The sequence below is a fragment of the Cellulosimicrobium sp. MI9406 genome, from assembly GCF_040595865.1.
GTDB lineage: Bacteria > Actinomycetota > Actinomycetes > Actinomycetales > Cellulomonadaceae > Cellulosimicrobium > Cellulosimicrobium funkei.
Window position 1 is genome coordinate 96289 of record NZ_JALIZI010000011.1, and the last position, 25155, is coordinate 121443.

25 protein-coding genes are annotated in these 25155 nt (G+C 74.0%); 12 read left to right on the forward strand and 13 right to left on the reverse strand.

Going from position 1 to position 25155, the window contains the following annotated elements; translation table 11 throughout:
* Positions 1–8 precede the first annotated feature (8 nt).
* From MT994_RS18565 to MT994_RS18575, 3 genes are all read right to left on the reverse strand, one after another.
* A complete protein-coding gene (locus MT994_RS18565; protein WP_354807466.1) occupies positions 9–920 on the reverse strand; it encodes an LLM class flavin-dependent oxidoreductase in 912 nt (303 codons plus the stop codon).
* Positions 921–1014: 94 nt separating this feature from the next.
* Positions 1015–2322: a hemolysin family protein gene (locus tag MT994_RS18570; protein ID WP_354807467.1), complete on the reverse strand. Its 1308-nt coding sequence runs from the start codon at positions 2320–2322 to the stop codon at positions 1015–1017.
* A 36-nt stretch (positions 2323–2358) separates the two neighbouring features.
* Positions 2359–3345 (reverse strand): DUF808 domain-containing protein, encoded by a 987-nt coding sequence (locus MT994_RS18575; protein WP_354807469.1) that lies wholly within the window; start codon positions 3343–3345, stop codon positions 2359–2361.
* 261 nt (positions 3346–3606) lie between these two features.
* Here MT994_RS18575 and lpdA point away from each other — a divergent pair, with 261 nt between their 5' ends.
* Positions 3607–5013 (forward strand): dihydrolipoyl dehydrogenase, encoded by a 1407-nt coding sequence (gene lpdA, locus MT994_RS18580; protein ID WP_021483176.1) that lies wholly within the window; start codon positions 3607–3609, stop codon positions 5011–5013.
* Between the two features lie 178 nt (positions 5014–5191).
* Here the strand turns inward: lpdA and MT994_RS18585 are convergent, their stop codons facing one another.
* Together MT994_RS18585 and MT994_RS18590 are read right to left on the reverse strand one after the other, a co-directional pair.
* Positions 5192–5635 carry a MarR family winged helix-turn-helix transcriptional regulator gene (locus MT994_RS18585; protein ID WP_354807470.1) on the reverse strand — a complete coding sequence of 148 codons (444 nt, stop codon included), beginning with the start codon at positions 5633–5635 and terminating at the stop codon, positions 5192–5194.
* Entirely contained in the window at positions 5632–6576 is a 945-nt protein-coding gene (locus MT994_RS18590) for an alpha/beta fold hydrolase (RefSeq protein WP_354807472.1), read from the reverse strand. The genes MT994_RS18585 and MT994_RS18590 overlap by 4 nt, the downstream gene beginning before the upstream one ends.
* 235 nt (positions 6577–6811) lie before the next feature.
* On the opposite strand from MT994_RS18590, the gene MT994_RS18595 reads away from it, so the two are divergent.
* From MT994_RS18595 to MT994_RS18625, 7 genes are all read left to right on the forward strand, one after another.
* The gene (locus tag MT994_RS18595) at positions 6812–7702 is read left to right on the forward strand and encodes an SDR family oxidoreductase (RefSeq protein WP_085387641.1); all 891 of its coding nucleotides are present in this window, start codon (positions 6812–6814) and stop codon (positions 7700–7702) included.
* Positions 7703–7814: 112 nt separating this feature from the next.
* Positions 7815–8855: an adenosine deaminase gene (locus MT994_RS18600; protein ID WP_021481137.1), complete on the forward strand. Its 1041-nt coding sequence runs from the start codon at positions 7815–7817 to the stop codon at positions 8853–8855.
* 350 nt (positions 8856–9205) lie between these two features.
* On the forward strand, positions 9206–10522 hold the full coding sequence (murA, locus tag MT994_RS18605) for a UDP-N-acetylglucosamine 1-carboxyvinyltransferase (protein ID WP_061266819.1): 1317 nt from the start codon (positions 9206–9208) through the stop codon (positions 10520–10522).
* Positions 10523–10603: 81 nt separating this feature from the next.
* Complete coding sequence (locus tag MT994_RS18610; protein WP_354807474.1) at positions 10604–11884, forward strand: sensor histidine kinase; 1281 nt, start codon at positions 10604–10606, stop codon at positions 11882–11884.
* Entirely contained in the window at positions 11881–12486 is a 606-nt protein-coding gene (locus tag MT994_RS18615; RefSeq protein ID WP_043654878.1) for a response regulator transcription factor, read from the forward strand. Before MT994_RS18610 ends, MT994_RS18615 begins: the two co-directional genes overlap by 4 nt.
* A gap of 31 nt (positions 12487–12517) precedes the next feature.
* Positions 12518–13243, forward strand: a complete 726-nt coding sequence (locus MT994_RS18620; protein ID WP_031316293.1) for a lysophospholipid acyltransferase family protein — start codon at positions 12518–12520, stop codon at positions 13241–13243.
* On the forward strand, positions 13240–14265 hold the full coding sequence (locus tag MT994_RS18625) for an NAD(P)H-dependent glycerol-3-phosphate dehydrogenase (protein WP_354807476.1): 1026 nt from the start codon (positions 13240–13242) through the stop codon (positions 14263–14265). Before MT994_RS18620 ends, MT994_RS18625 begins: the two co-directional genes overlap by 4 nt.
* Before the next feature lie 20 nt (positions 14266–14285).
* On the opposite strand, the gene MT994_RS18630 is transcribed toward MT994_RS18625, so the two are convergent.
* Positions 14286–15008 (reverse strand): hypothetical protein, encoded by a 723-nt coding sequence (locus MT994_RS18630; RefSeq protein ID WP_354807477.1) that lies wholly within the window; start codon positions 15006–15008, stop codon positions 14286–14288.
* Positions 15009–15141: 133 nt separating this feature from the next.
* Here MT994_RS18630 and MT994_RS18635 point away from each other — a divergent pair, with 133 nt between their 5' ends.
* Complete coding sequence (locus MT994_RS18635) at positions 15142–15477, forward strand: DUF6191 domain-containing protein (RefSeq protein ID WP_354807478.1); 336 nt, start codon at positions 15142–15144, stop codon at positions 15475–15477.
* A gap of 64 nt (positions 15478–15541) precedes the next feature.
* A complete protein-coding gene (locus MT994_RS18640) occupies positions 15542–16012 on the forward strand; it encodes a hypothetical protein (protein WP_354807480.1) in 471 nt (156 codons plus the stop codon).
* 80 nt (positions 16013–16092) lie between these two features.
* On the opposite strand, the gene MT994_RS18645 is transcribed toward MT994_RS18640, so the two are convergent.
* The 4 genes from MT994_RS18645 to MT994_RS18660 form a co-directional block, all read right to left on the reverse strand.
* A complete protein-coding gene (locus MT994_RS18645) occupies positions 16093–17244 on the reverse strand; it encodes an aminotransferase class I/II-fold pyridoxal phosphate-dependent enzyme (protein WP_255179200.1) in 1152 nt (383 codons plus the stop codon).
* 154 nt (positions 17245–17398) lie between these two features.
* Positions 17399–18583: an acyl-CoA dehydrogenase family protein gene (locus MT994_RS18650; protein ID WP_354807482.1), complete on the reverse strand. Its 1185-nt coding sequence runs from the start codon at positions 18581–18583 to the stop codon at positions 17399–17401.
* A gap of 107 nt (positions 18584–18690) precedes the next feature.
* Complete coding sequence (locus tag MT994_RS18655; protein ID WP_354807484.1) at positions 18691–19722, reverse strand: hemolysin family protein; 1032 nt, start codon at positions 19720–19722, stop codon at positions 18691–18693.
* Complete coding sequence (locus MT994_RS18660) at positions 19719–21149, reverse strand: hemolysin family protein (RefSeq protein ID WP_194520940.1); 1431 nt, start codon at positions 21147–21149, stop codon at positions 19719–19721. Before MT994_RS18660 ends, MT994_RS18655 begins: the two co-directional genes overlap by 4 nt.
* A 242-nt stretch (positions 21150–21391) precedes the next feature.
* On the opposite strand from MT994_RS18660, the gene MT994_RS18665 reads away from it, so the two are divergent.
* A complete protein-coding gene (locus tag MT994_RS18665; protein WP_354807486.1) occupies positions 21392–22561 on the forward strand; it encodes a D-alanine--D-alanine ligase family protein in 1170 nt (389 codons plus the stop codon).
* Between the two features lie 45 nt (positions 22562–22606).
* On the opposite strand, the gene MT994_RS18670 is transcribed toward MT994_RS18665, so the two are convergent.
* Complete coding sequence (locus tag MT994_RS18670; protein ID WP_232322537.1) at positions 22607–23158, reverse strand: DUF3515 family protein; 552 nt, start codon at positions 23156–23158, stop codon at positions 22607–22609.
* Between the two features lie 64 nt (positions 23159–23222).
* Here MT994_RS18670 and MT994_RS18675 point away from each other — a divergent pair, with 64 nt between their 5' ends.
* Entirely contained in the window at positions 23223–24209 is a 987-nt protein-coding gene (locus MT994_RS18675; RefSeq protein WP_354807489.1) for a thiamine-phosphate kinase, read from the forward strand.
* A gap of 9 nt (positions 24210–24218) precedes the next feature.
* Here the strand turns inward: MT994_RS18675 and MT994_RS18680 are convergent, their stop codons facing one another.
* Positions 24219–24734 (reverse strand): N-acetyltransferase, encoded by a 516-nt coding sequence (locus MT994_RS18680; protein ID WP_021483587.1) that lies wholly within the window; start codon positions 24732–24734, stop codon positions 24219–24221.
* Between the two features lie 154 nt (positions 24735–24888).
* Positions 24889–25080, reverse strand: a complete 192-nt coding sequence (gene rpmB / locus MT994_RS18685) for a 50S ribosomal protein L28 (RefSeq protein WP_024840757.1) — start codon at positions 25078–25080, stop codon at positions 24889–24891.
* Positions 25081–25155: the final 75 nt, after the last annotated feature.

The following is a 25155-nucleotide window of genomic DNA, read 5'->3' on the forward strand; positions in this document are numbered from 1 at the left end:
GTCCCTGCTCAGGGACGGGGCGGGCCCGCATGGATCGCGGCGAGCAGCGACTCCGGGGTCGCGGTCTCGGGGTTCCAGCGGGACTCGACCCACCAGGTCGCTCCGGCGTCGGCGAGGCCGGCGAGCTGGTCGGCCGCCGCGGAGCGGTCCGCCGGGAGCTCGCCCTGCACGACGACGTCGAACGGCCGGGCCGCGTCGAGGCCCAGCTCGGCGCGCCGCGTGGTGAGCCAGCCGACGAGGGCGGAGACGTCGTCGGGCGTGGGCACGTCGAAGCCGCGGTCGCCGCGGAGCTGGAGCACGATCCCGTCGGCCCGCAGGGTGCGGTCGAGCGAGCGCACCGGCGGGCGCTCGGCGTCCCACACGCCGACCGGCCAGACCGGCACGTGGTGGCCGACGACGGCGCGCTCGACCGGGGGCGGCAGGAACTGCATCTCCCCGGTCCGCACGTGGGTTCCCTCGAAGGTGAACCGCTCGCCGGTCCACGCGCGGTCGAGGTAGGCGAGCGCGTCGTCGAGCAGCTCGGCGCGCTCGCGCAGCGACTGCGGCTGACCCGGCACGGCGGAGAAGCCGCCGTCGTCGAGCACGCCGACGCCGACCGGCAGCACGAGGCGACCGCCCGACAGGTGGTCGACGGTCAGCGCCTGGCGCACGACCTCCCACGGCTTGCGGCGGGGGAGCGCGAAGACCATCGCCCCCAGCGTGATCCGCTCGGTCCGGACCGCCGCCGCGGCGAGCACGGCCCACGGGTCGAACGTGTCGACCGGCATGGACAGCAGGCTCAGCCCGTCCCACGAGAAGAACCCGTCCCAGCCGGCGTCCTCCGCCCCGACCGCCATCTCCAGCACCTGGGCGGCGGAGCCGAAGCTCCCGACCACCCCGACCTTGATCCCCGACCCTGTCTCCGTCGTCGCTGCGCTCATCCACCCGACGCTACGCGGCCCCACCCACACCGCTGAGCGCGGGAGACGGCCGCGTCCGAGGTGCCGGGACGCGACCGTTCCCTGCGGTGAGCGGTCAGGGGAGCGGGACGACGTCCACGCGCACGATGCGCCGCCGCGCGACGTCGGTCACCGTGAGCCGGTAGCCGTCCGCGTCGACGTGGTCGCCCACGACGGCGAGGCGCCCGAGCTGCGCCAGGACGAAGCCGGCGACGGTCTCGTACGGGCCGTCGGGCAGCTCGACGCCCGTGCGGCGCGCGAACTCCTCGATCGTCTGTCCGGCGTCGACGCTCGTCGTCGCGCCGTGCTCGCGCGCGGGCGACGGCTCGTCGGCGTCGTACTCGTCGCGGATGTCGCCCACGAGCTCCTCGACGAGGTCCTCGAGCGTGACGATCCCGTCGGTGCCGCCGTACTCGTCCACGACGACGGCGATGTGCACGCCCTCGCGCCGCATCTGCGACATCGCAGGCAGCACGGTGTTCGTCGCGGGCAGCGCGAGGATGGGCCGCACGACGTCGCGCACGATGAGGGCACGCCCCGTCGCCGGGGCCGTCGGCGGGTGGTCGGGGCAGTCCCGGCCGAGGAGGTCGCGCACGTGGAGGAACCCGACGACGTCGTCGAAGTCGTCGCCCGTCACCGGGTAGCGCGAGTACGGGCCCGCCGCGACCGTCTCGGCGGCGTCCGCGAGGGGGGTGTCGGCCGCGAGGAACGCGACCTCGCCGCGCGGCGTCATCGCCTCGGCGAGCGAGCGGTCGCCCGCCGCGAACACGTCGTCGAGGATGCGGCGCTCGTCCTCGGGCAGCGACTCGTGCGCGAGCACGATCTCGCGCAGCTCCTCCTCGCTCATCTCCTCGCTGCGCGCCGAGGGGTCGCCGCCGAGCAGCCGCACGACGCCGTCGGTCGAGCGCGACAGCAGCCAGATGACGGGCCGCATGAGGGTCGCGAAGCGGTCCAGGGGAGGGGCGACGACGAGCGCGACGCCCGCCGAGCGCTGGAGCGCGATGCGCTTGGGCACGAGCTCGCCGAGCACCAGGGAGAGGTAGGCGATGACGAGGGTGAGTCCCACGAGCGCGACGGTGTCCGCGAGCCCGGTCGACAGCCCCAGGTCCTCGAGCGCGGGCGCGAGGTCCGGCGCGAGCGTCGACGCGCCGTACGCGGCCGAGAAGAAGCCCGCCACGGTGACGCCGATCTGCACGGCGGCGAGGAAGCGGTTGGGGTCGCGCGCGACCGCCGCGACCCGCGCGCCGCGCGCCGACTGCTTCTCGATGCGGGCGACCTGGCTCTCGCGCAGCGAGACGAGCGCGATCTCGGTCCCGGCGAAGACGCCGCCGACGAGGATGAAGAGCAGGACGAGGCCGATGTTGGTCCAGGTGCCGGAGTCCATGCCTCATCCAACCAGGCCGCTCGGCCCGGCGTGGGCTCAGCCGGCGGTCGGTGCCGGGGCGTCCGGCGTCGTCGGCTCGGTCGCGGCGGGCTCGCCGTGCTTGCGGCGCGGGATCAGGTGCGCCACGAGGACCACCACGCCGCCGACCAGGATCCCGACGACGGCGGAGCACGCCGTGTTGACGAGCCAGCCGAGGAACCCGCCCACGCCCGCGACCCCGGTCACCGCGTGCTCGAGGTGGTGCACGACGTCGTACGGACCGTGCCAGCCGAGGTCGTACGTGCCCTGCAGCAGGATGTGGCCGCCCACCCAGAGCATCGCGACGATCCCGACGATCGAGATGACGGACATGACCTTCGGCATCGCGCTCACGAGCCCGCGCCCGAACGACTGGACCCAGGGCGTGTCGCGCTTCGCGAGGTGCAGGCCGATGTCGTCCATCTTCACGATGAGCGCCACGACCCCGTAGACGAGGACCGTGATGAGGATCGCCACGATCACGAGGATGATCAGACGCGACCAGAAGTTCTCCGAGGCGACCTCGTTGAGCGCGATGACCATGATCTCCGCGCTGAGGATGAAGTCGGTGCGGACCGCGCTGGACACCACCGAGTCCTCGTCGACCGCCTTCTTCTCGGTCTTCGTCTCGACCTCGGCGTGGTGCCGCCCCGAGACGAGCTCCCACAGCTTCTCCGCGCCCTCGAACGCGAGGTACGTGCCGCCGAGCATGAGCAGCGGCGTGAGCAGGAAGGGCAGGAACTGGCTCAGCAGCAGGATCGCCGGGAGGATGAAGAGCAGCTTGTTGCGCAGCGACCCCGTCGCGATGCGCTTGATGACCGGCAGCTCGCGCTTGGCCGCCAGGCCCTCGACGTAGCGGGGCGTGACGGCGGTGTCGTCGATGACGACGCCCGTCGCCTTCGCGCTCGCACGCCCGGCGGCCGCGCCGACGTCGTCGATCGAGGCGGCCGCGAGCTTGGCGAACGCCGCGATGTCGTCCAGGAGGGCAGCGAGTCCGAAGGCCATGGGTGGGTGCTCCGTGCGCCGGCCCGTGTCGCCGCGCACGGGCCCGCTGGTCGAGTGGACGCGGCCGCAGCATCGTAGCGACTCCGCCCCCACCACGCGTCGCAGGACCGCACCCGCCGGCGCGGGGGCGCCGAGCACGGGACCGGCGACCGGATCGAGGCGATTCCCGTCGCCCACCCCGTGCTCGGCGCCCCGGCGGTGTGGCGGACGTCGCGCACGCGGGCGCGCCACGGCCGATGCTGCGCCAGTAGGCTTGAGGCCATGGCATCCCACTACGACGTCGTCGTCCTCGGTGCAGGTCCCGGTGGTTACGTGGCCGCGATCCGTGCAGCCCAGCTGGGTCTGTCGGTCGCGGTCGTGGAGGAGAAGTACTGGGGTGGGGTGTGCCTCAACGTGGGCTGCATCCCGTCCAAGGCGCTCCTGCGCAACGCCGAGCTCGCGCACATCTTCCAGCACGACGCGAAGACCTTCGGCATCTCCGGAGAGGTCAGCTTCGACTTCGGCGCGGCGTTCGACCGCTCGCGCACCGTCGCGGAGGGGCGCGTCAAGGGCGTGCACTTCCTCATGAAGAAGAACAAGATCACCGAGTACGACGGCCGCGGCACGTTCCGCGACGCGCACACGCTCGACGTGAAGCTCGCCGACGGCTCGACCGACCAGGTGACGTTCGACAACGTCATCATCGCGACCGGCTCGAAGGTGCGACTGCTCCCGGGCGTCGAGCTGTCCGAGAACGTCGTCACGTACGAGAAGCAGATCCTCACGCGCGACCTGCCCCGCTCCATCGCCATCGTCGGCGCGGGCGCGATCGGCATGGAGTTCGCCTACGTCCTCAAGAACTACGGCGTGGACGTGACGATCATCGAGTTCCTCGACCGCGCGCTGCCCAACGAGGACGCCGACGTGTCGAAGGAGATCGCCAAGCAGTACAAGAAGCTCGGCGTCAACCTGCTCACCTCGACCGCCGTCCAGACGGTCAAGGACAACGGCGCCGACGGCGTCACCGTCAGCTACAAGGGCGTCAAGGACGACAAGCCGGGCGAGATCGTCGTCGACAAGGTCCTCATGGCCGTCGGCTTCGCGCCCAACGTCGAGGGCTTCGGCCTGGAGAACACCGGTGTCCAGCTCACCGAGCGCGGCGCCATCGCGATCGACGACGTCATGCGCACCAACGTCGAGCACATCTACGCGATCGGCGACGTCACCGCGAAGCTCATGCTCGCGCACGTCGCGGAGGCGCAGGGCGTCGTCGCGGCGGAGACCATCGGCGGGGCCGAGACCCTCACGCTCGGCGACTACCGCATGATGCCGCGCGCGACGTTCTGCCAGCCGCAGGTCGCGAGCTTCGGCCTCACCGAGCAGCAGGCGCGCGACGAGGGCTACCAGGTCAAGGTCGCGTCCTTCCCGTTCATGGCGAACGGCAAGGCGCACGGCCTCGGCGACCCGGTCGGCTTCGTCAAGCTCATCTCCGACGAGACCTACGGCGAGCTCCTCGGCGGCCACCTCATCGGCCCCGACGTCTCCGAGATGCTGCCCGAGCTCACGCTCGCGCAGAAGTGGGACCTCACCGTCAACGAGGTGGCGCGCAACGTGCACACCCACCCGACGCTGTCCGAGGCCGTCCAGGAGTCGATCCACGGCCTCGCGGGGCACATGATCAACTTCTGACCCGTGAGACGCGGTCGCCCGCGCGGGCGACCACCCGAGCCGAGGCCCGGACCTGCTTTCTCCAGGTCCGGGCCTCGCGCTGTCCGGTGTCCATGCGGGGCGCGGGGGGACGACGAACGTGCCCCCGCGCGCCCTCGCAGGGGAGGCGGACGGTCCGCCGGGCGACCCGCCGGTGCGGCTAGGCGAGCGTCCGCGTCACGTGCTCGAGCCAGCGGGCGACGGTGGCCAGCTCGTCCGGGGTGAAGCCCTCGGTGAGGCGGTCGTTCAGCTCGGCCAGCGCGGCGCGCACGTCGTCGAGCGCCGCGGTGCCGGTGGGCGTGAGGTCCAGGCGGACGGTGCGGCGGTCGTCGGGGTCGGCGCGACGGCGCACGAGGTCCGCGCGCTCCATGCGGGCGAGCAGGCCGCTGGTGCCGGCGGGGGAGGCCTGCAGCGCGGCCGTCACCTCGCCGATCGTCGCGCCGGGGTGGGTGGCGAGGTGCAGCAGCACGCCGGCGGCGGCGGCCCCGAGTCCCGGGCGGCCGTCCCCGGTCGTGCGCGCGCTGCCGCGGCGCGCGATCCAGCGCCGCATCTGGCGCTCCGCCGCGGTGGTGAGGAGCACCAGCCGCGGCGGGCGGCCCGTCATCGTCGCGGCTTCCTGGCGGGGAAGTGGACGTTCCCGTCCTGCTGCGACGGGGCGGCCGCGGCGCGGGCGTCGAGCCAGGCGAGGAGCTCGGGCCAGAGCGTGTCCCGCAGGCCGCGGCGGAAGAAGCCCATGTGGCCGATCGCCTCCACGTCGCCGTCGGCGGGGCTCCAGGTGCGGCGCTCGACGTGGGCGGCCGTGAGGCGGTCGGTGATCGCGTCGATCTGCGCCGGGGTGGCCCACGGGTCGTCGGTGAACCCGACGGCGAGGACGTCGCCCGTGACGCGTGCCGCGTCCGCGGCGGCGTGCATGGTCGGGTCGTCGAAGAAGTAGCCCGGCATGGTCGACCAGCGGCTCCACTCGAGCATCGCGGCGGCAGGCATGTCCTCCCCGAGGCTCAGACGACGGCCGGGGACGTGGCCGAGCACCCGGGCCGTCGCGGGGCCGAGCGCCCGCAGGATCAGTCGGACGCGCGCTCGCTCGGCGCGGTCGGGGATCGCGGACGTCGCGGCGACGTGGGACGCGACCGTGACGAACCCGGCCAGGCCCCGTGAGCCCTTGCCGAGCGCGAGCGCGTGCCCGCCGATGCTGTGCCCGACGGCGAGCTGTGGCACGTCGCCGAACCGCGGGCGGGCCCACGCGGCGACCGCGGGGACGTCGTCGGCCATCCAGTCGCGCATGCGCAGGCCGCGGTGGTCGCGGGGGCTGCCGGACCGGCCCGTGCCGCGGTAGTCGTAGGTGACGGCGACGTAGCCGTGGGTGGCGAGGAACTCCGCGAACCCCGTGTACAGGCGCTCGGGGACCGCGGTCGCGGGGTGGATCACCACGACACCGCGGGGGGACTTCTCGGCGGGCTTGCGCACCGTGCCGACGACCCAGCCGCCCGCCGGGATCTGGATCCGCAGCTCGTCGGAGCCCACCGTCGCCGGGCTGTCGTTTCGCATGCGAAGTACCTTAGCGGGCTCCGTGGATGAGGTCGTGCCTGCGCTGACGCGGCGCGAGCGAGAGGTGCACGAGCAGCTCGGGGCCGGGCTCTGCGGGCGTCGTGCTCGCGTACCGCGTGGGCCCGGTCTCGGCGGACCAGCACTCGGGTCGTCGGCGCACAGGCGGGCGCGCTGCGAGCGCGCGCGGACGCCCTCATGCTGGACGTTCCGCCGAACGACGACAGGAGAGTTGCTCATGTCCGACCAGACCACGCCGCAGGACCCCACGACGCAGGAGCCGCAGCCGGAGCAGCCCGCCGACCAGCTCCAGCCGCCGGGACGCACGGGCGACATGTCGCAGGAGCCGGACCACGGGGAGACCACCTACCGGGGGTCGGGCCGGCTCGACGGGAAGCGGGCGCTGATCACCGGCGGTGACTCGGGCATCGGCCGGGCGGTCGCGATCGCGTTCGCGCGCGAGGGCGCGGACGTCGCGATCTCGTACCTCCCGGAAGAGGAGGAGGACGCCCGCACGACGGCCCGGTGGATCGAGGACGCGGGCCGCACGGCCGTGCTGCTGCCGGGCGACATCCGCGACGAGGAGTTCTGCCGGCAGCTCGTCGCGGACGCCGTCGCGGGCCTCGGTGGGCTCGACGTGCTGGTGAACAACGCGGCGTACCAGATGGCGCAGGACGAGGGGCTGCGGGGGATCACGACCGAGCAGCTCGACCGGGTCCTCAAGACGAACGTCTACGCGCTGTTCTGGATCACGCAGGCGGCGCTCGACCACCTGCCCAGCGGCGGCGCGATCATCAACACGACCTCCGTCCAGGCGTTCGACCCGAGCCCTCCGCTGCTCGACTACGCCAGCACCAAGGCGGCGATCCTCAACTTCACCAAGGGGCTGGCGCAGCAGCTCGCGCCCGAGGGGATCCGCGTCAACGCCGTGGCGCCCGGGCCGATCTGGACGCCGCTCATCCCGGCCACGATGCCGGAGGAGAAGGTCGAGCAGTTCGGTGCCGACACGCCCCTCGGCCGTGCCGGGCAGCCGGCCGAGCTCGCGCCCGCGTACGTGTTCTTCGCCTCGCAGGAGTCGAGCTACATCACCGGTGACCGCATCGGCGTGACCGGCGGTCGGCTGCTCTGACGGGTTCTCCCGTCCCGGCGCGACCAGACGGCGGCCACCCCACCCGGGTGCGCCGCCGTCGTCGTGCCCGGGAGAAGATGGTCCCGGGGGACACCGACCGAGAAGGAGACCCATGCCCGCGCCCACGACGCCCACCCGCGAGTTCGTCACCGGCCTGCCGAAGGCCGAGCTGCACCTGCACCTGGAGGGCACGCTCGAGCCCGACCTCAAGCTGCGCCTCGCGCAGCGCAACGGCATCGACATCGGCCAGTCGACGGTCGAGGAGGTGCGCGCGACGTACGCGTTCGACTCCCTGACGAGCTTCCTCGCCGTGTACTACCCGGCGATGGAGGTGCTGCAGACCGCGGACGACTTCTACGAGCTCGCCGACGCCTACCTCGCCCGCGCGGCGGCGGACGGCGTGAAGCACGCCGAGATGTTCTTCGACCCGCAGGCGCACACGTCGCGCGGCGTGCCGTTCGAGGCGGTCGTGACCGGGTACCACCGCGCCGCGGCCGAGGCGCCGAGCAAGCACGGCATCGACGCGCACCTCATCCTGTGCTTCCTGCGCGACCACTCCGCGCAGAGCGCGGCCGAGACGCTCGAGGCGTCGGTGCCGTTCCGCGACAAGATCCTGGGCGTCGGGCTCGACTCCGACGAGCGCGACAACCCGCCGCAGAAGTTCGCGGACGTGTTCGCGCGCGCCCGCGAGCTCGGGTACCGGCTGACGATGCACTGCGACATCGACCAGGTCGGCAGCATCGACAACATCCGGACCGTGCTCGACGAGATCGGCGTGGACCGGGTGGACCACGGCACGAACGTCGTGGAGGACCCGGCGCTCGTCGACGTCGTGCGCGAGCGCGGGCTGGGCCTCACGACGTGCCCGATCTCGAACTCGTTCGTCACCGACGACATGAAGGCGACCGAGATCGCCGGCCTGCTGCGCTCGGGCGTGCGCGTCACCGTGAACTCCGACGACCCGGCGTACTTCGGCGGCTACGTCGCGGAGAACTACGTCGCGCTCGCGGAGGCGGCGGGCCTCACGACGGAGGAGGTCGTGCAGCTCGCGAGGAACTCGTTCGAGGCGTCGTGGCTCGGCGACTCGCAGCGCGCGGCCTACCTCGCCGAGATCGACCGGTACGTCGCGGCGTTCGACGCGAACGCCGTCTGACCCGGCCACCCACCCCGCCGAGGTAGAGCCTTGGTCCGCCGAGGTAGAGGCGTGGTCACGACCACGCCTCTACCTCGCGCGACCGGGGCTCTACCTCGCGCGATGGAGGCTCTGTCTCGCGGTTCTGGGCGCTCGTCCCGCGCGGACGTACCGGGGAGTAACGTGTCGGGGACGGCCGCCACCGTCCGTTCGGCGGCGAGCACCCCCGCAGGGGGTGAATAATCTCCGGGTGCCGCACGTTGGCACGCACGGGACCCGCGCGCGCGGAACGGCCGTCCGCGGCCCCGCACGCGGGCCCTGCCCGCAGGGGCACCACGACCATCGGCTTGGCGAGAGGGCGACCAGAGCTCATGAAGGATGTGCTGTACGTCGACGGCGGGACCCCGCTGGACGGGACGATCACCGTGCGCGGCGCGAAGAACTTCGTGTCGAAGGCGATGGTGGCGTCGTTGCTGGGGGAGTCGCCGAGCGTGCTGCGCAACGTGCCGCAGATCCGCGACGTGGGCGTCGTGACGGGGTTGCTGGAGCTGCACGGCGTGACCGTGAAGTCCGACCCGGACGCGGGGATCCTCGACCTGGACCCGTCGAACGTCGAGTCGGCGCACGTCGCGGACATCGACGCGCACGCGGGCTCGAGCCGCATCCCCATCCTGTTCTGCGGCCCGCTGCTGCACCGTCTCGGTGAGGCGTTCATCCCGGACCTGGGCGGCTGCCGGATCGGCGACCGGCCGATCAACTACCACCTGGACATCCTGCGCCAGTTCGGCGCGGTGGTGGACAAGCGGGAGAACGGCATCCACATCCGTGCCCCGCGTCGCCTCCAGGGCACGAAGATCGCGCTGCCGTACCCGTCGGTGGGCGCGACCGAGCAGCTCCTGCTGACCGCGGTGCGCGCCGAGGGCATCACGGAGCTCGCGAACGCCGCGATCGAGCCCGAGATCATGGACCTCATCGCGGTGCTCCAGAAGATGGGGGCGATCATCTCGGTCGACACCGACCGCGTGATCCGCATCGAGGGCGTCGACCGCCTCGACGGCTACACGCACACCGCGCTCGGCGACCGCATCGAGGCGGCCTCGTGGGCGTCGGCCGCGCTGGCGACGGGCGGCGACATCACGGTCAAGGGCGCGACGCAGCCCGAGATGATGATGTTCCTCAACACGTTCCGGAAGGTCGGCGGCCGGTTCGACGTCCAGGACGACGGCATCCGGTTCTGGCACCCGGGCGGCGACCTGTCGCCGATCGTGCTCGAGACGGACGTGCACCCGGGCTTCATGACGGACTGGCAGCAGCCGCTCGTCGTGGCGCTCACCCAGGCCAAGGGCCTGTCGATCGTGCACGAGACGGTCTACGAGAACCGCTTCGGCTTCACGGACGCGCTGCGCGGCATGGGCGCGACCATCCAGGTCTACAAGGAGTGCCTGGGCGGGCGCGACTGCCGGTTCGGGCAGCGCAACTTCCACCACTCCGCGGTCATCTCGGGCCCGACGCCGCTCGCCGCTGCCGACATCGAGGTGCCCGACCTGCGCGGCGGCTTCTCCCACCTCATCGCCGCGCTCGCCGCGAAGGGCACGTCGACCGTGCGCGGCATCAGCCTCATCGACCGCGGCTACGAGAACTTCCAGGACAAGCTGGTCGCGCTCGGCGCGGACGTCCGCCGGGACTGAGCCGTCCACGGGTGCCCGGGGCACCCACCTCATGACGACTGTCACGGCCTCGCACGCGGTCCGCGTGCGAGGCTGGTCGTCGTGATCACCCGACCGCGCACGTTCCTCGACGTGTGGAGCCGTCGGACCGGCCCCGAACGGTTCGACTCCTACACCCGATGGTCGCTCTACTTCCTCTCGGGGACCGAGCCCCTCATCGCGCTCGCCCTCATCGGGAGCGACCCGACGTTCGACCCGTCGGTGGCGCGGTTCTGGCTGGCGCTCGTCCTCGTGCACACGGTCGTCTGCATCCTCGCGCTGCGCGCCGGGATCGGGCACTTCCTCGGCGGACGCCGCGTCCACCCGGTCCTGCTCGTCCTCCTCGGGGTCCTCTCGCTCGCGGTCGCCGCGCTCGCCGTCGGCACCTTCCCCGTGGACGGCGTCGACGACGTCGCCGCGAGCGGCCGCTACTACGGGCTGCTCCTGGGCCTCGGCTACGGGGTGCTGGCGCTCGTCCCCCTGCTCACCTTCCGGCGGGTCGCGCTCGTCGCGCTGGTCCTCGCCGTCGTCACCGGGTGCTCCGTGTGGATGGGCACCGGGCCCGTGACCGCGAGGACGGCGGGCATGGCGGTGGGCCTCGGCCTCTCGGTCCTGGTCATGCTGCTCGGCGTCTTCGGCTCGTACCGCGCCTCGGTCTGGATGCTCGGCGTCGTGTGGGAGCAGGAGCGCACGCGCGTGCTCCACGCCCGCCTCGCCGTCGCGGAGGAGCGGCTGCGGTTCTCGCGCGACCTGCACGACGTCTTCGGGCGCACCCTGTCCGTCGTCGCCGTGAAGAGCGAGCTCGCGGCGGAGCTGGCGGCCCGCGGCCGCCCCGGCGCCGAGGAGCAGATGCTCGAGGTCCGCCGCATCGCGCAGGACGCGCTGCGCGAGGTGCGCGCCGTCGTCGCGGGCTACCGCACGGCCGACCTCGGCGCCGAGCTGGCCGGGGCGCGGTCCGTCCTGCGGTCCGCCGGGATCGAGACGACCGTGCACGGCGACGAGACCCCCGTGGGCGAGGACGCGCAGGAGGCGCTCGCGTGGGCGGTCCGGGAGGCCGTGACGAACGTCGTGCGGCACTCGACCGCGCGCACCTGCACCATCACGGTCCACCGCGACGGGGCGTCGAGCGTCGTGGAGGTCGTCAACGACGGCGTCCCGACGACGCCGCGCACCGGCGGCGGGTCGGGCCTCGTCGGGCTCCGCGAACGCCTGGAGGGCGCCGGCGGTCGCCTCGAGACGTGGGTCGACGACGGGCGGTTCGGGCTCGTGGCCCGCGTGCCCGACGCCGCCCGTCCCCACCGCGCGTCCCCGTCCCCGCTCCCCGAGAGGACCACCCCGGCGTGATCCGCATCCTCCTCGCCGACGACGAGAACCTCATCCGCGACGCCGTCGCGTCGCTCCTCGCGCTCGAGGACGACCTCGAGATCGTGGCGCAGGCGGCGTCCGGCCCCGAGGCCGTCGCGGCCGCGCTCAAGCTCCGGCCCGACGTCGCCGTGCTCGACCTCCAGATGCCGGGCCTCGACGGGGTCGAGGTCGCGCAGCGGCTCGCCGGTGAGCTGCCGTCGTGCGGCGTCGTCATCGTCACGAGCCACGGACGTCCGGGCTACCTCAAGCGCGCGCTCGAGGCGGGCGCGCGGGGTTTCCTCCCGAAGACCGTCTCGGCGCGCGTCCTCGCGGACGTCGTGCGCCAGGTGCGCGACGGCGGCCGCTACGTGGACCCGGAGCTCGCCGCGGAAGCGATCGCCGCGGGCGCGAGCCCGCTCACGCCGCGCGAGGCCGACGTGCTCGAGCTCGCGGCCGACGGCGCCCCCGTCGAGGAGATCGCGACGCGTGCGCACCTCGCGCCCGGCACGGTGCGCAACTACCTCTCGTCCGCGGCGGCCAAGCTGGGCGCCGCGAACCGGCACGAGGCCGCGCACGCCGCGCGGCGGCACGGCTGGATCTGAGGGCGGGTCCCGCCCGGTAGGCTCGGTGACCGTGCCGAGCCAGCCCCAGACCCCGCGCGCGTACAAGACCTTGGCGTTCCTGCTGCGCCCGATCCTGTTCGCGATCACCCGACGCGACTGGCAGGGCGCCGAGAACCTGCCCGACGGCGGGTTCATCGCCGCCGCCAACCACGTCACCGAGGTCGACCCGGTGACGCTCGCGCACTTCCTCTACGACCAGGGCCGTGCCCCCAAGATCACGGCGAAGGCCTCGCTCTGGAAGGTGCCCGTGCTCGGCGGCCTCCTCACCCGCACCGGGATGATCCCCGTGCACCGCGGCACGGCCGGTGCCGCGCAGTCGCTCGTCGACTCCACCGCGCGGCTGGACGAGGGCGAGTGCGTCGTGTTCTTCCCCGAGGGCACGCTCACACGCGACCCGGACGGCTGGCCCATGGTGGGCAAGACGGGCGTCGCGCGCCTCGCGCTCACGAGCCGGGCGCCCGTCGTCCCCATCGCCCAGTGGGGCGCGCACCGGCTCCTCGCGCCGTACGGCAAGGTGTTCAAGCCGATCCCGCCCAAGCAGGTCGCGGTCCACGCCGGGCCGCCCGTCGACCTCTCCGACCTCTACGACCGCCCGCAGGACACCGCGACGCTGCGCGAGGCGACCGAGCGCATCATGGCCGCGATCACGAGCCAGCTCGAGGAGATCCGCGGGGAGCAGGCGCCCGCCGAACGGTTCGACCTGCGCCGTCGGCCCGGGACGGAGGACCGCGCGTGAGCGCCGAGCGCATCGTCGCCGCCGTCCTCGGGTCCGGCAGCTGGGGCACCACGTTCGCCGCCGTCCTGGCCGACGCCGGGTGCGAGGTGCGCCTCTGGGGCCGCGACGCCGAGGTCGCCGAGCAGGTGAACACCTCGCGCCGCAACGAGAAGCGGCTGCCGGGCATCGACCTCCCCGAGGGGATCCGCGCCACGACCGACGCGGCCGAGGCGCTCGCGGGCGCCGGGCTCGTCGTCGTCGCGGTGCCCTCCCAGGTGGCGCGCGACACGCTTACGGAGCTCCGCCCGCACGTGGCGCCCGACGCCGTCGCGGTGTCCCTCATGAAGGGCGTCGAGCTGAGCACCGACCGGCGCATGAGCGAGGTCGTCGCGGAGTCGCTCGGCCTGCCGCCCGAGCGCGTCGCCGTCATCTCGGGGCCGAACCTCGCGCGCGAGATCGCGCACCGGCAGCCGACCGCGACCGTCGTGTCGTGCGTCGACGACGACGTGGCCCGCTACGTGGCGCGCGCGTGCTCGTCGTCGTACTTCCGCCCGTACACCAACCGGGACGTGGTCGGCGTCGAGCTGTGCGGCGCGGTGAAGAACGTCATCGCGCTCGCCGTGGGCATCGCCCAGGGCCGCGGGTTCGGCTACAACACGACCGCCACCGTCATCACCCGTGGTCTGGTCGAGATCACGCGCCTCGGGCTCGCGCTCGGGGCGGACGCCGAGACGTTCCCCGGGCTCGCGGGCATGGGCGACCTCGTCGCGACGTGCTCGTCGCCGCTCTCGCGCAACCACACGCTGGGCAAGCACATCGGCCAGGGGCTGAGCCTCGACGACGCGATCGCCGCGACCGGCGGCACGGCGGAGGGCGTGAAGTCGTGCCGGTCGGTGCTCGAGCTCGCGCGCAAGGTCGGTGTGGAGATGCCCATCACGGCGGGCGTCGTCGCGGTGCTCCACGAGGGCATGCCCGTCGACGAGATGGCGCGCGGCCTGCTGTCCCGGCCGCAGAAGGCCGAGGGCGTCTCGGCGGAGCGCTGAGGCCCTCGGCCTGCGGACCGTCAGCCGTCGTCGCGGACGTCGACGACGACGCGGGTCGGGTCCTCGAGCGAGAACACCCGGAACGGGCGCTGCTCGTCGTCGACCCCGACGAACGCCTGCGTGTACCCCTCGAACACGCCGCGCAGCAGGACCTCCTCGACCACGCCGTCGTCCCCGGCCCGGACGGGGTTCGGGCCTGCGTACTCCTCGACCCCGGTGTCCATGGGGTATCCCGAGCCGGAGATCATGACCTGCAGGTAGGCGTCGCCGTCGACGGCGACGACGTCGCCCTTGCCGTCGTCGACCGGCTGGTCGACGTACTCGACCCGCCACCCGGGCGTGCCGGTGCCGCCGAGCTCGAAGACGACCCGGTCGAACCCGTCGTGGTGCCCGACCCGGACGTCCGTCACCGTGAGCGCGGCGTCCGCGGACGGGTCCTGCGTGTCCGGCTCGGTGTTCGCGGGGAACGGCAGCGGTGCCTCGGTCGCGTCGTCCGACGGCGTGGACGCGCCGTCGGTCGGCTCGGCGCCGGGCTCCGGGGTGGTGCTCGGGGAGTCGGTCGGGCTGGGCGACGCGCTCGTCGCGGTGCTCGACGGCGAGGGCGAGTCGTCCGACCCGCCCGGGCTGCACGCCGCGAGGGCGAGGACGAGGACCGCGCCGGCGACGGCCGCCGGCCGCCGCCCGGGCGCCGCACCGTCCATCGGTCGTGCCCGCCGCGTCCGCACCGCTCGTCGTGTCGTCATGCGGTCGATCCTAGAAACCCCAGATCACGCGCGCGCGGCGGGCGGGCCACGGTCCGGCGACGGTCGTGTCACGGCCCGGTCTCGGCTGGCACGCACCCTGTCCTGACGAGATGGCTGCCGCTACCCTCGGGGGATGGTGCAGGGGATCGGTGGTGCGTTCTTCGCGGTCGCGCTCACGGGACTGGTCGTCGTGGGGATCGTCCTCTTCGCCTCCGGTGCGGAGGCGCGTGCCCGGCGCTCCGAGGGCGCGGGCGAGAGCGCGTCGTCCGGCATGTTCGGCGAGATCGTCGAGATCTTCCAGCCGAGCCGGACGCACCTCACCGAGGAGAAGGAACGTCAGCGGCTCGACATCGTGCAGCGTCCGGCGGAGGGCCGGCCGTTCGACGTCGACCTGGACGGCGGGGTCTTCTACGTCCCTCGGGAGCAGTCCCGCCGCGGCTCCCCGGCACCCGAGCCCGACGCGGGCTAGGGTGCGGTGACCCACAGGTGGTGGTGCGCGGGCCGTGGCGGCCTGCGCGGAGAGGATCCAGGGCGTGCGTGACGAGCATCTGTTCGGTATCCGCCTGCACCCGGTGGCAGCGAGGGCCGACCTCGACCCCGGGGCCCGCGAGATCGGCGTCGTCCACGACGGAGAGCTTCTGGTCATGGAGCACGGCGACGGGTCGACATGGGTGCGGGACGTCTCGACGGGCGACTCGTCCCCCCTCAACCGCGACCGGGCGGCGACCGAGGGGTTCCTGGAGGCGTTCGCGGAGTACCTGAGCTCCGGACGGCCCGCCCCCGGGCCGACGACGATGACGGCCGAGGAGGCCGCGGAGCGCCTGCGTGCCTTCCGGGCGGGGGAGATCCGTCCGCCCTCCCGTCCGTCCGGGCGCAGGGCTCCCTCGCACCGGGCGCGGCTGCGGACGCTCCGCACGAGGCTGCGCGCCATCGACAGCGCCGCGACCGGGCCGGACTCCTGGTGGAGCGGTCCCCTCGAAGAGGCGGAGAACGACCTGCTCTGACGGGGTCGGAGCGTGGCGGTGCGGAGCCGGACCGACGCACCCGCCGCCGCGGCGCCGCGCGGCCGGGGCCGTGGCGCGCGTCAGTCGACCGCGCTGCGCAGCGCCCGGTCCAGGTCACGCCAGAGGTCCTCGACGTCCTCGACGCCCACCGAGAGCCGCAGCAGGTCTTCCGGGACCGTGCGCGACTCGGTCGCGAACCGGCGTCGGCGCTCGAGGCTCGACTCGACGCCGCCCAGGCTCGTCGCGGGTACCCACAGCCGGACCGCCGCGACGACGGCGTCCGCGCCCGCCGCACCACCCCGCGGGCGCACGCCGAGGATCGAGCCGTACCCGGTCATGAGGCGCGTCGCGCGCTCGTGACCCGGGTCGTCGGGCAGGCTCGGGTGCCGCACCTCGACGACGTCGGGGTGCTCGGCGAGCCGGCGCGCGAGCTCCGCCGCGTTCTGCTGGGACCGCTCGACGCGCAGGGCGAGCGTGCGCAGGCCGCGCAGCGCGAGCCACACCTCGAACGGCCCGGGGATCGAGCCGTGGAGCGTGCGGTAGGCACGCAGCGCCGTCGTGAGCTCCGGCGTGCGCGCGACGGCCGCCCCCAGCACGACGTCGGAGTGCCCGGCGAGGTACTTCGTCACCGAGTGCACGACGACGTCCGCGCCGTGCGCGAGGGGCTGCTGGCCGAGCGGGGTCGCGAACGTGTTGTCGACCGCGGACAGGACCCCGCGCTCGCGCGCCGCCGCGAGGAGGGCGGGAAGGTCGGCGACCTCGAGCATGGGGTTCGTCGGGGACTCGACGAGGAGGAGCGACGCGCCGTCGAGGGCCGCGACGACCTGGTCGGTGTCGGCGACGTCGACGCGCACGACCTCGACGCCGGCCCGTGCCGCGAGGTCGTCCGCGAAGCCGAGCGACACCTGGTAGGCGTGGCGCGGCAGCACGACCTTCCCGCCCGCGGGCACGGCCGAGAACACCGCGGCGATCGCCGCCATCCCGGAGCCGAACACCACGCCGGGGTGCTCCGCGCCCTCGAGCGCGGCGAGCGCCTCCTCGAAGGGGTGCCACGTCTCGGTGTCCATCCGGGTGTACAGCAGCTCGCCCGGCTGCTGGACGCCCTGCGACACGTACGTCGAGGACAGCACGATCGGGGGGTTCACGGGCGCGCCCTGCGACCGCTCGGGGCGTCCCGCGGCGACGGCGACGGTCGCGGGGGACAGGGCGTCGGGGACGTGCGGGTCGCTCATGGCGGCAGCGTACGCCCGGCCGCCCGACGAGTGCCCCGGGCGACCACCCCCTGACCGGGCGACCAGGCGATCACGGTCGGCCGAGCAGGTCGTCCTGGTGCGTCGTGCGGCCGGGACGAGCCAGGACCACCTGCTCGGCGGCCGGTGGTCCGCGTCAGGACAGGGGGCCGAGGAGCGACTGCGCGACGGTCGAGTGGGCGGACTCGTCGTCGGACGGGTGGAAGATCCCGGCGAGGACGTCGCGGTAGAGGCGGCCGAGCTCGTTGCCGGCGAAGTAGCTGGAGCCGCCCGCGACCCGCACCATCTGGTCGACGACGGTCTTCGCCGTCTCCGTCGCGCGCACCTTGAGCCCTGCGGTCGCGCGGAACCAGCCCGCGCCGCGGTCGACGAGGGCGTCGAGCTCGGCCGCGACGGTGTCGATCTGCGGCCAGACGGCGTCGAGCGCGAGCGCGGCGTCGGCGAGGCGCCAGCGGACGTCCGGGTCCTCGGAGAGCGGCGCGCCGTCGTTCTTCATCGACGTCCGACGGCGGGCCGCGGCGACGCCGAGCTCGAGCGCACGGTCCGCGATGCCCGTGTACACCGACGCGAGCAGCGTCTCGAACGTCGTGAAGATCCCGACGACGAGGGGGTCCAGCGTCGGGCCCGGCGGCAGCCGCCGGACAACGCGCTCGAAGGGGGCGAACGCGCCGTCGAGCACCGTGGAGCGCGACTGCGACGCGCGCATGCCCATCGTGTCCCAGTCGTCGAGCACCTGGACCCCGGCGTCGCGCGACACGAACGCGTGCACGAGGCGCGGGGCGTCGCGCGACTGGGTGTCGAGCCCCAGCACGCCGAGCCGCGTCCACGCGGGCGAGTTCGACGTGAAGATCTTGCGGCCGTGGAACGTGTACCCGCCCCGCTCGTCCGGGCGGGCCTCGGTGCGCGAGCCGAGCAGCACGAGGTCGTTGCCGCCCTCGGAGTACCCGAACCCGAAGACGCCCCCGCGGACGGCGTCCTCGAGCAGCCAGTCGAGCGACGCGTCGCCGCGCAGGTGGAGGTAGCGCGCGACGCCCGTCCACACGTGGTGCATGTTCACGGCGAGCGCCGTCGCGGGGGCGGCACCCGCGAGCCGCGCCTGCTCGTGCGCCAGCTCGCGCAGGGTGAGGCCCGCGCCGCCGAACGACTCCGGCACGAGCGCGCGCAGGTACCCGGCCTCGGTGAGTGCGGCAAGGTCCTCGGTGAAGAAGGCGTTGTCGCGGTCGTAGCCCGCGGCCCGGCCGCGGATCTGCTCCAGCAGCTCGTCGGAGAGCAGCCTGCGCGGCGTGGGGAACGGGGCGGGTGACGGGACGGGCGTGGGCATGGCCTGCCTTCGGTCTCGGGACGGACGGTGGAGGGGTGGACGGGGAAGGGCCCCGGCGACGTGCGTCGCCGGGGCCCCTCCACCGTACGGCGGCCGGTGGCCGGCCGTCAGCCCGCGAGGACGGGTACCGGGTCCTCCGGGTGGGGGAGGATGCGGCGCAGGACGTCCGCGAGCGTCACGACGCCGACGAACCGCTCGCCGTCCATGACGACCGCGAGCTGCTCGCTCGACTCGCGCATGCGCGCGAGCGCGGCGTGCACCGTGGTGCCGGACTCCAGGACGAACCCGGGGCGCGCGAGCTCCTTGGCCAGCCGGTCGTCCGGCTCGAGGAGCGTGTCGCGCACGTGCACGACCTTCGGGACCACGCTCCCGTTCTGGACGAGGATGCGCAGGTGGCCCGAGCGGGCCGACGCGCGTCGCACGTCGGCCGCGGTCGCGTCGGCGGGGACCGACGTGGGCCGGCTCCCGGTCGGCACGAGCGCGTCGACCGTGAGGGTCTCGAGCTCGATCACGCCCGAGATCTGCGCCCGGTACGACGCCTCGAGCGCGCCGACGTTCGCCGAGTGCTCGACCAGGTGCCGCAGGGTCGCGGCGTCCTGCCCGCCACCCTCGACGTTCTCCACCGGCTCGACGCCCACGGCCCGCACGCAGCGGTTCGCGAGCTCGTTGAGCCAGCGCAGGAGCGGGCGGAACGCCCACATGAACCCGCGCATCGGCAGCGCGAGGAGCGTGGCCGACCGCTCGGGGTGGGCGATGGCCCACGACTTCGGTGCCATCTCGCCGACGACGAGGTGCAGGAACGTCACGACGATCAGCGCGAGCACGAAGCCCGCGACGTCCGCGGCCCACAGGGGCGCGCCCCACGTCTCGAAGACGGGCGTGAGCCAGTGGTGGACGGCGGGCTTGGTGATGGCACCGAGCGCGAGCGTGCACGCGGTGATGCCGAGCTGGGCGCCGGCCATGAGGAGCGTGAGCTCGTTCGAGCTGCGCAGCGCGGCGCGCGCGGCGCGGCTCGTGGGGGCGGCGTCCTCGAGGCGGTGCCTCTTGGCGCCGAGGAGCGCGAACTCCACGGCGACGAAGAACGCGCTGAGCGCGATGATCGCGACGGTCGCCGTGACGACGACCCAGGGGTTGCTCATCGGGTCTCCTCCGCGGCGTCGGTCGGGTGCGCTGCCTCGCGCGCGGTCGGGTGCACGACGACGTCGACGGGGACGTCGCCCCGCCGCTCGACGAGCCGGACGCGCACGAGACGCGGCACGTGCCGCTCGACCGACAGGACGTCGACGACGAGCGCGCGGTGCACCGGCTCGTCGTGCACGAGGTCGGCCGGGTCGTCCGGGAGCGGCACCTCGATCTGGTCGCCCGCGCGCGGCAGGGCACCGTGCTGGGCGATGAGGAGCCCCGAGACCGTCTCGTGGTCGCCGCGGGGCAGGTCGTGCCCGAGGGCGCGCTCCGCCTCGTCGACGTGGACGTCGCCGCCCATGACCCACACGCCGTCCTCCTCGGCCGTGACCGTGGCGGGCTGTTCGGGGTCGTGCTCGTCGGTGATCTCGCCGACGAGCTCCTCGGCGAGGTCCTCGACGGTCAGCACGCCGGTGAAGCCGCCGTACTCGTCGATGACGCACGCGAGCTGGTTGCGCGTGGAGTTGAGCTGCGCGAGGGCGTCCGGGAGCGTCATGGCCGTCGGCAGCACCACGGCCTGGCGCATGAGCGCCGTGACGGGCGCGTCCGCGGGCAGGTCGGTCGCGAGGACGTCGGCGAGCTGGACGACGCCGAGCGGCTGGTCCGTGTCGTCGACCACCGGGTAGCGCGTGTGGGCGCGGGCCATGAGCTCGCGCACCTCGGCGACGGTCGCCTCGGGCCGCACGGTCCCCACGCGGGAGCGCGGGATCATCGCGTGCTCGACGTCGCGCTGCGGGAAGTCCAGCACGCGGTCGAGGAGCACGGACAGCTCGTCGGTCAGGTTCCCGCTCTCGCGCGAGTCGGCCACGATGTGCTCGAGGTCGCGCGCGGTCGCGGTGTTGTCGACGTCGTGGACGGGCTCGATCCTGAGCATCCGCAGCAGCGCGTTGGACGCCTTGTCGAACACCGCGATGAGCCAGCCGAACACCGTGAGGTACGCCGACGTCGAGCGTGCCAGACCCTTCGCGAGCGGCTCGGGCCGCGCGATGGCGAGGTTCTTGGGGAAGAGCTCGCCGAAGAGCATCTGGATGATCGTCGACAGCACGAGCGCCAGGACGGTGCCCACCGCGACGCCGACACCCGTCGGGACGCCGACGCCGCCGAGCATGGTGCCGAGCGACTGACCGATGAGGGGCTCGGCCACGTAGCCGACGAGCAGGCCCGTCACCGTGATGCCGAGCTGTGCGCCGGACAGGACGAAGGAGGTGCGCCGGGTCACGGCGAGCGCGCGCCGGGCCGACTCGTCGCCGGCCTCCGCCTTGGCCCCCAGCCGGGAGCGGTCGACGGTCATGTAGGCGAACTCCTGGGCGACGAAGTAGGCCGTCGCCGCCGTGATCGCGAGGACCACGAGGAGCCCGAGGAGGAGGGAGAGGAAGGTCGTCATCGTGCCCGCACCGCCCTGCGGTCGACGGGGACGCCTGGGTGCGTCCGCTCGCTGCCGGGGCCGGTGCGGCCGGGACTATGGTCGGGGTCGTCGGCCGCGGGGGCCTCGAGAGTCGTGTCTTCCACGGCACTCCCAACGCCGGAGCCTCCCGGATCGTTCCCGAGATCTCGCCGGGATGTTCTCCGGAATCTCGCACCGGCGGGCGTCCGCGCGCGAGCAGGCGTCCGGTAGGGTCGTCGGCGATGTCCAGCCAGAGCCCCGACCGGTCCGTGCCGTCCACCGACGAGCACCCCACCGGCGCCCCCCGCAAGCCCCGCGTCCTCGTGCTGTTCGGCGGGCGCTCCGGCGAGCACGCCATCTCCGCCGCGACCGCCGCGGGCGTCCTGCGCGCCATCGACCGGACGCGCTACGACGTCGTCCCGGTCGGGATCACGCCGTCGGGCGAGTGGGTCCTCGCGGCCGACGAGCCGTCGCACTGGGAGATCACGGCGGGCCGGCTGCCCCAGGTCGAGCCGACGGGCGAGGAGGTCATCCTCCCGCTGTCGACCGGGCGCCGGGACCTGCGCGTGCTCGCACCCGGCGAGGTGCCGCGCGTGCTCGGCGAGGTGGACGTCGTCTTCCCGCTCCTGCACGGCCCCTACGGCGAGGACGGCACCCTCCAGGGCATGCTCGAGCTCGCCGACGTGCGCTACGTGGGCGCGGGCGTCCTCGCCTCGGCGGTCGGCATGGACAAGCACTTCATGAAGCTCGTGCTCGCGGGCGAGGGCCTGCCGATCGCGCCGTACACCGTCGTCAAGCCGGGGGCGTTCGAGCGCGACCCGGAGACGGTGACGCAGGCGGTGGCCGCGCTCGGCCTGCCCGTCTTCGTCAAGCCCGCCCGTGCTGGGTCGAGCCTCGGCATCTCCAAGGTCGACGACCTCGCCGACCTGCCCGCGGCGATCGCCGCGGCGCAGGAGCACGACCCGAAGGTCGTCGTCGAGGCGGGCGTCGTCGGTCGCGAGATCGAGTGCGCCGTCCTCGGCGGGCGCGGTGGAGCGCGGCCGCGCGCGTCCCTGCCGGGGGAGATCGTCGTCACGGGCGAGCAGCACGACTTCTACGACTTCGAGGCCAAGTACCTCGACGAGGCCGGGGTCGAGCTGTCGTGCCCGGCGGACCTCCCGGAGCACCTCGTCGAGCGCGTGCGCGAGATCGCCGTGCGCACGTTCGAGGCGGTCGGCGCGGAGGGCCTCTCGCGCGTCGACGTGTTCGTCACGCCCGACGAGCGGGTCGTCGTCAACGAGATCAACACCATGCCGGGCTTCACGCCGTTCTCGATGTACCCCCGCATGTGGGAGAAGTCGGGGCTCAGCTACCCCGACCTCATCGACGAGCTCGTCGCGCTCGCGCTCGAGCGGCCCACCGGCCTGCGCTGACCGCGCGGGCGACGGGCCGGGGGCGGCCCCGGGACGGGCGCCGGCTCAGCCGACGTCGCCCACCCCGACGCACGCGCGCGTCTGCGGGACCTCCATGACGGCGCGGCCCAGGTCCGCGATGAACGACGTCGAGTGCCCCTCCGTCACGGCAGGCGGGACGACGACCTGCACCGCGGGGTCGCGCCCGTAGGTGGTGAACGTCCACGTGCCCTCGTCCTCGACGACGAGCCAGTCGACGCTGCCCCCCTCGGACACGACGCTCTGGCACGCCGTGGTCGTGGGCCCGGGCACCTCGACGCCGCACCGCAGCGTCACCGCGGCGCCCGGCTCGCCCCAGGCGGCCGTGGCCTGGCTCGTCGTTCCGACCTTCGGCAGGTCCTCGCCCAGCGAGTCGGGCAGCGCGAGCACGACGTCCGCGCACAGCGGGTTCTGGGCGTCGTCCGCCACGGGGACGCCGATGCGCGGCGCGCACGCGGCGGTCGCAGCCACGACGCCCAGGAGCGCGGGGACGGCCAGGGCGCGGACGAGCCGGCGCCGGGACGGCCGGGACGATCCCGGACGGGCGGAGGGGGAGCGGGGAGGGACGACGTCGAGCACGCGACCACCGTAGCGGCCCGCGACGGGTGCCCGTGACCGCCCGGGCGGCGACTAGGGTGGCCGCGTGAGCGAGACGCCCCTGCTGGTCCGCGACGTGCCCGAGGAGGCGCTCCTCGCCCGGATCTTCCCCCTGCTGCCCACGGCCCCCTCGACGCTCGTCGGGCCGGGGGACGACTGCGCGGTCGTCGCCGCGCCCGACGGCCGCTACGTCGTGTCCACCGACGTCCTCGTCGAGGACCGGCACTTCCGCCGGCGCTGGTCGACGGGCTACGACGTCGGCCGCCGCGCCGCCGTGCAGAACCTCGCCGACGTCGTGTCCATGGGCGCGCGCCCCGCGGCGCTCGTCGTGTCGCTCGTCATGCCGGGCGACCTGCCCGTCGACTGGGTCACCGGGTTCGCGCGCGGGCTGGCCGACGCGTGCACCCCGCTCGGTGCCGCGGTCGTGGGCGGCGACCTGTCCGGAGGGGACCAGGTCGTGGTCGCCGTGACCGTCCACGGGGACCTGGAGGGACGCGAGCCGGTGCTGCGCGGCGGAGCCCGGGCGGGTGACGTCGTCGCGCTCGCGGGGACGCTCGGGCGGTCCGCCGCGGGTCTCGCGCTGCTCGACGCCGGTCGCGCGGACGTCGACGACGCGCTCGTCGCCGCCTACCTGCGTCCCGACCCGCCGCTCGCCGCAGGCCCGGTCGCGGCCGACGCCGGGGCCACGGCGATGATGGACGTCTCGGACGGCCTGCTGCGGGACGCGGGGCGGGTCGCGCGGGCGAGCGGCGTCGTCGTGGACCTGGACCCGGCTGCGCTCGACGCCGACCGTGCCCGGCTGCGGGACGCAGGCGCCGCGCTCGCGGGCGACGGGACGGAGCTCGTCGACGGGTGGGTCCTGTCCGGGGGAGAGGACCACGGTCTGCTCGCCACGTTCCCCGCGGCGTCGTCGCTCCCGGCCGGGTTCCGGCCGCTCGGCACGGTGCGTCCCGCGGGTGACGACGGCCCGGGCGTGCGCCTGGACGGCGCGGTGCCGCGCCGGTCGTCGGGGTGGGACCACTTCCGCGCCTGAGCGCGGGGGTCAGCTCCGGCGGTAGCGGACGGCGGTGAGGTCCTTGCCGCCGATGTCGTCGCGGCGCTCGACCCCGTCCGGGCTGAACCCGTGCCGACGGTAGAACCGGCGCGCACGCTCGGCGTCCTCGAGGACCCAGAGCGTGACGGTGGTGCCGGGGCCCACCTCGCCGAGCATGGTGCGCATGAGGTCGCGTGCGACGCCGCGGCCCCAGGACTCGGGGTCGAGGTAGATGGCGTAGATCTCCAGGTCCCCGGGCTCGGCGTCCTCGTCGCGACCGGGGCCGAGGGTGGCGAAGCCGATGGTGCGGCCGTCGGCGTCGGCGAGCCAGGTGCGTGCCCCGGCGGTGCCGAGGCTCTGGACCCAGTGCTTCTCACGCTGGTCGTGGTCGAGGGAGGCGAGGTACTCGTCCGGCACGATGCCGGCGTACGCGCCGCGCCACGACGCGATGTGCACGGCCGCGATGGCGCGCGCGTCCGCGGGGCCGGCCGGGCGGATCGTTACCTCGCTCAGTTCCGTCACCATGAACAAAGACTGCCACCCGGGCGGGGATACACCAAGCCCGTTTGTCCGGATCCTCAGGAGATCTTCGGAGCTCGGGCGTCCGGCGACCGGGGCCGCAGACGACGAGAGCGCCCGCCGGGGACCGGCGGGCGCTCTCGTGGAGGAGTCGCGCGAATCAGGCGGGGCGGGTGACCTTGCCGGCCTTGAGGCACGAGGTGCACACGTTGAGGCGCTTGGGCGTCCCCGCGACCACGGCGCGCACGCGCTGGATGTTCGGGTTCCAGCGGCGCTTCGTGCGGATGTGGGAGTGCGAGATGCTGTGCCCGAAGCCCGGGCCCTTGCCGCAGACGTCGCAGTTGGCAGCCACGGTTTCTCCTGATCGTCGTGCACGTCGCGCACGCAGCGGCGACGTCCTGAATGGTCTGTAGGGTGTCCGGCCCGG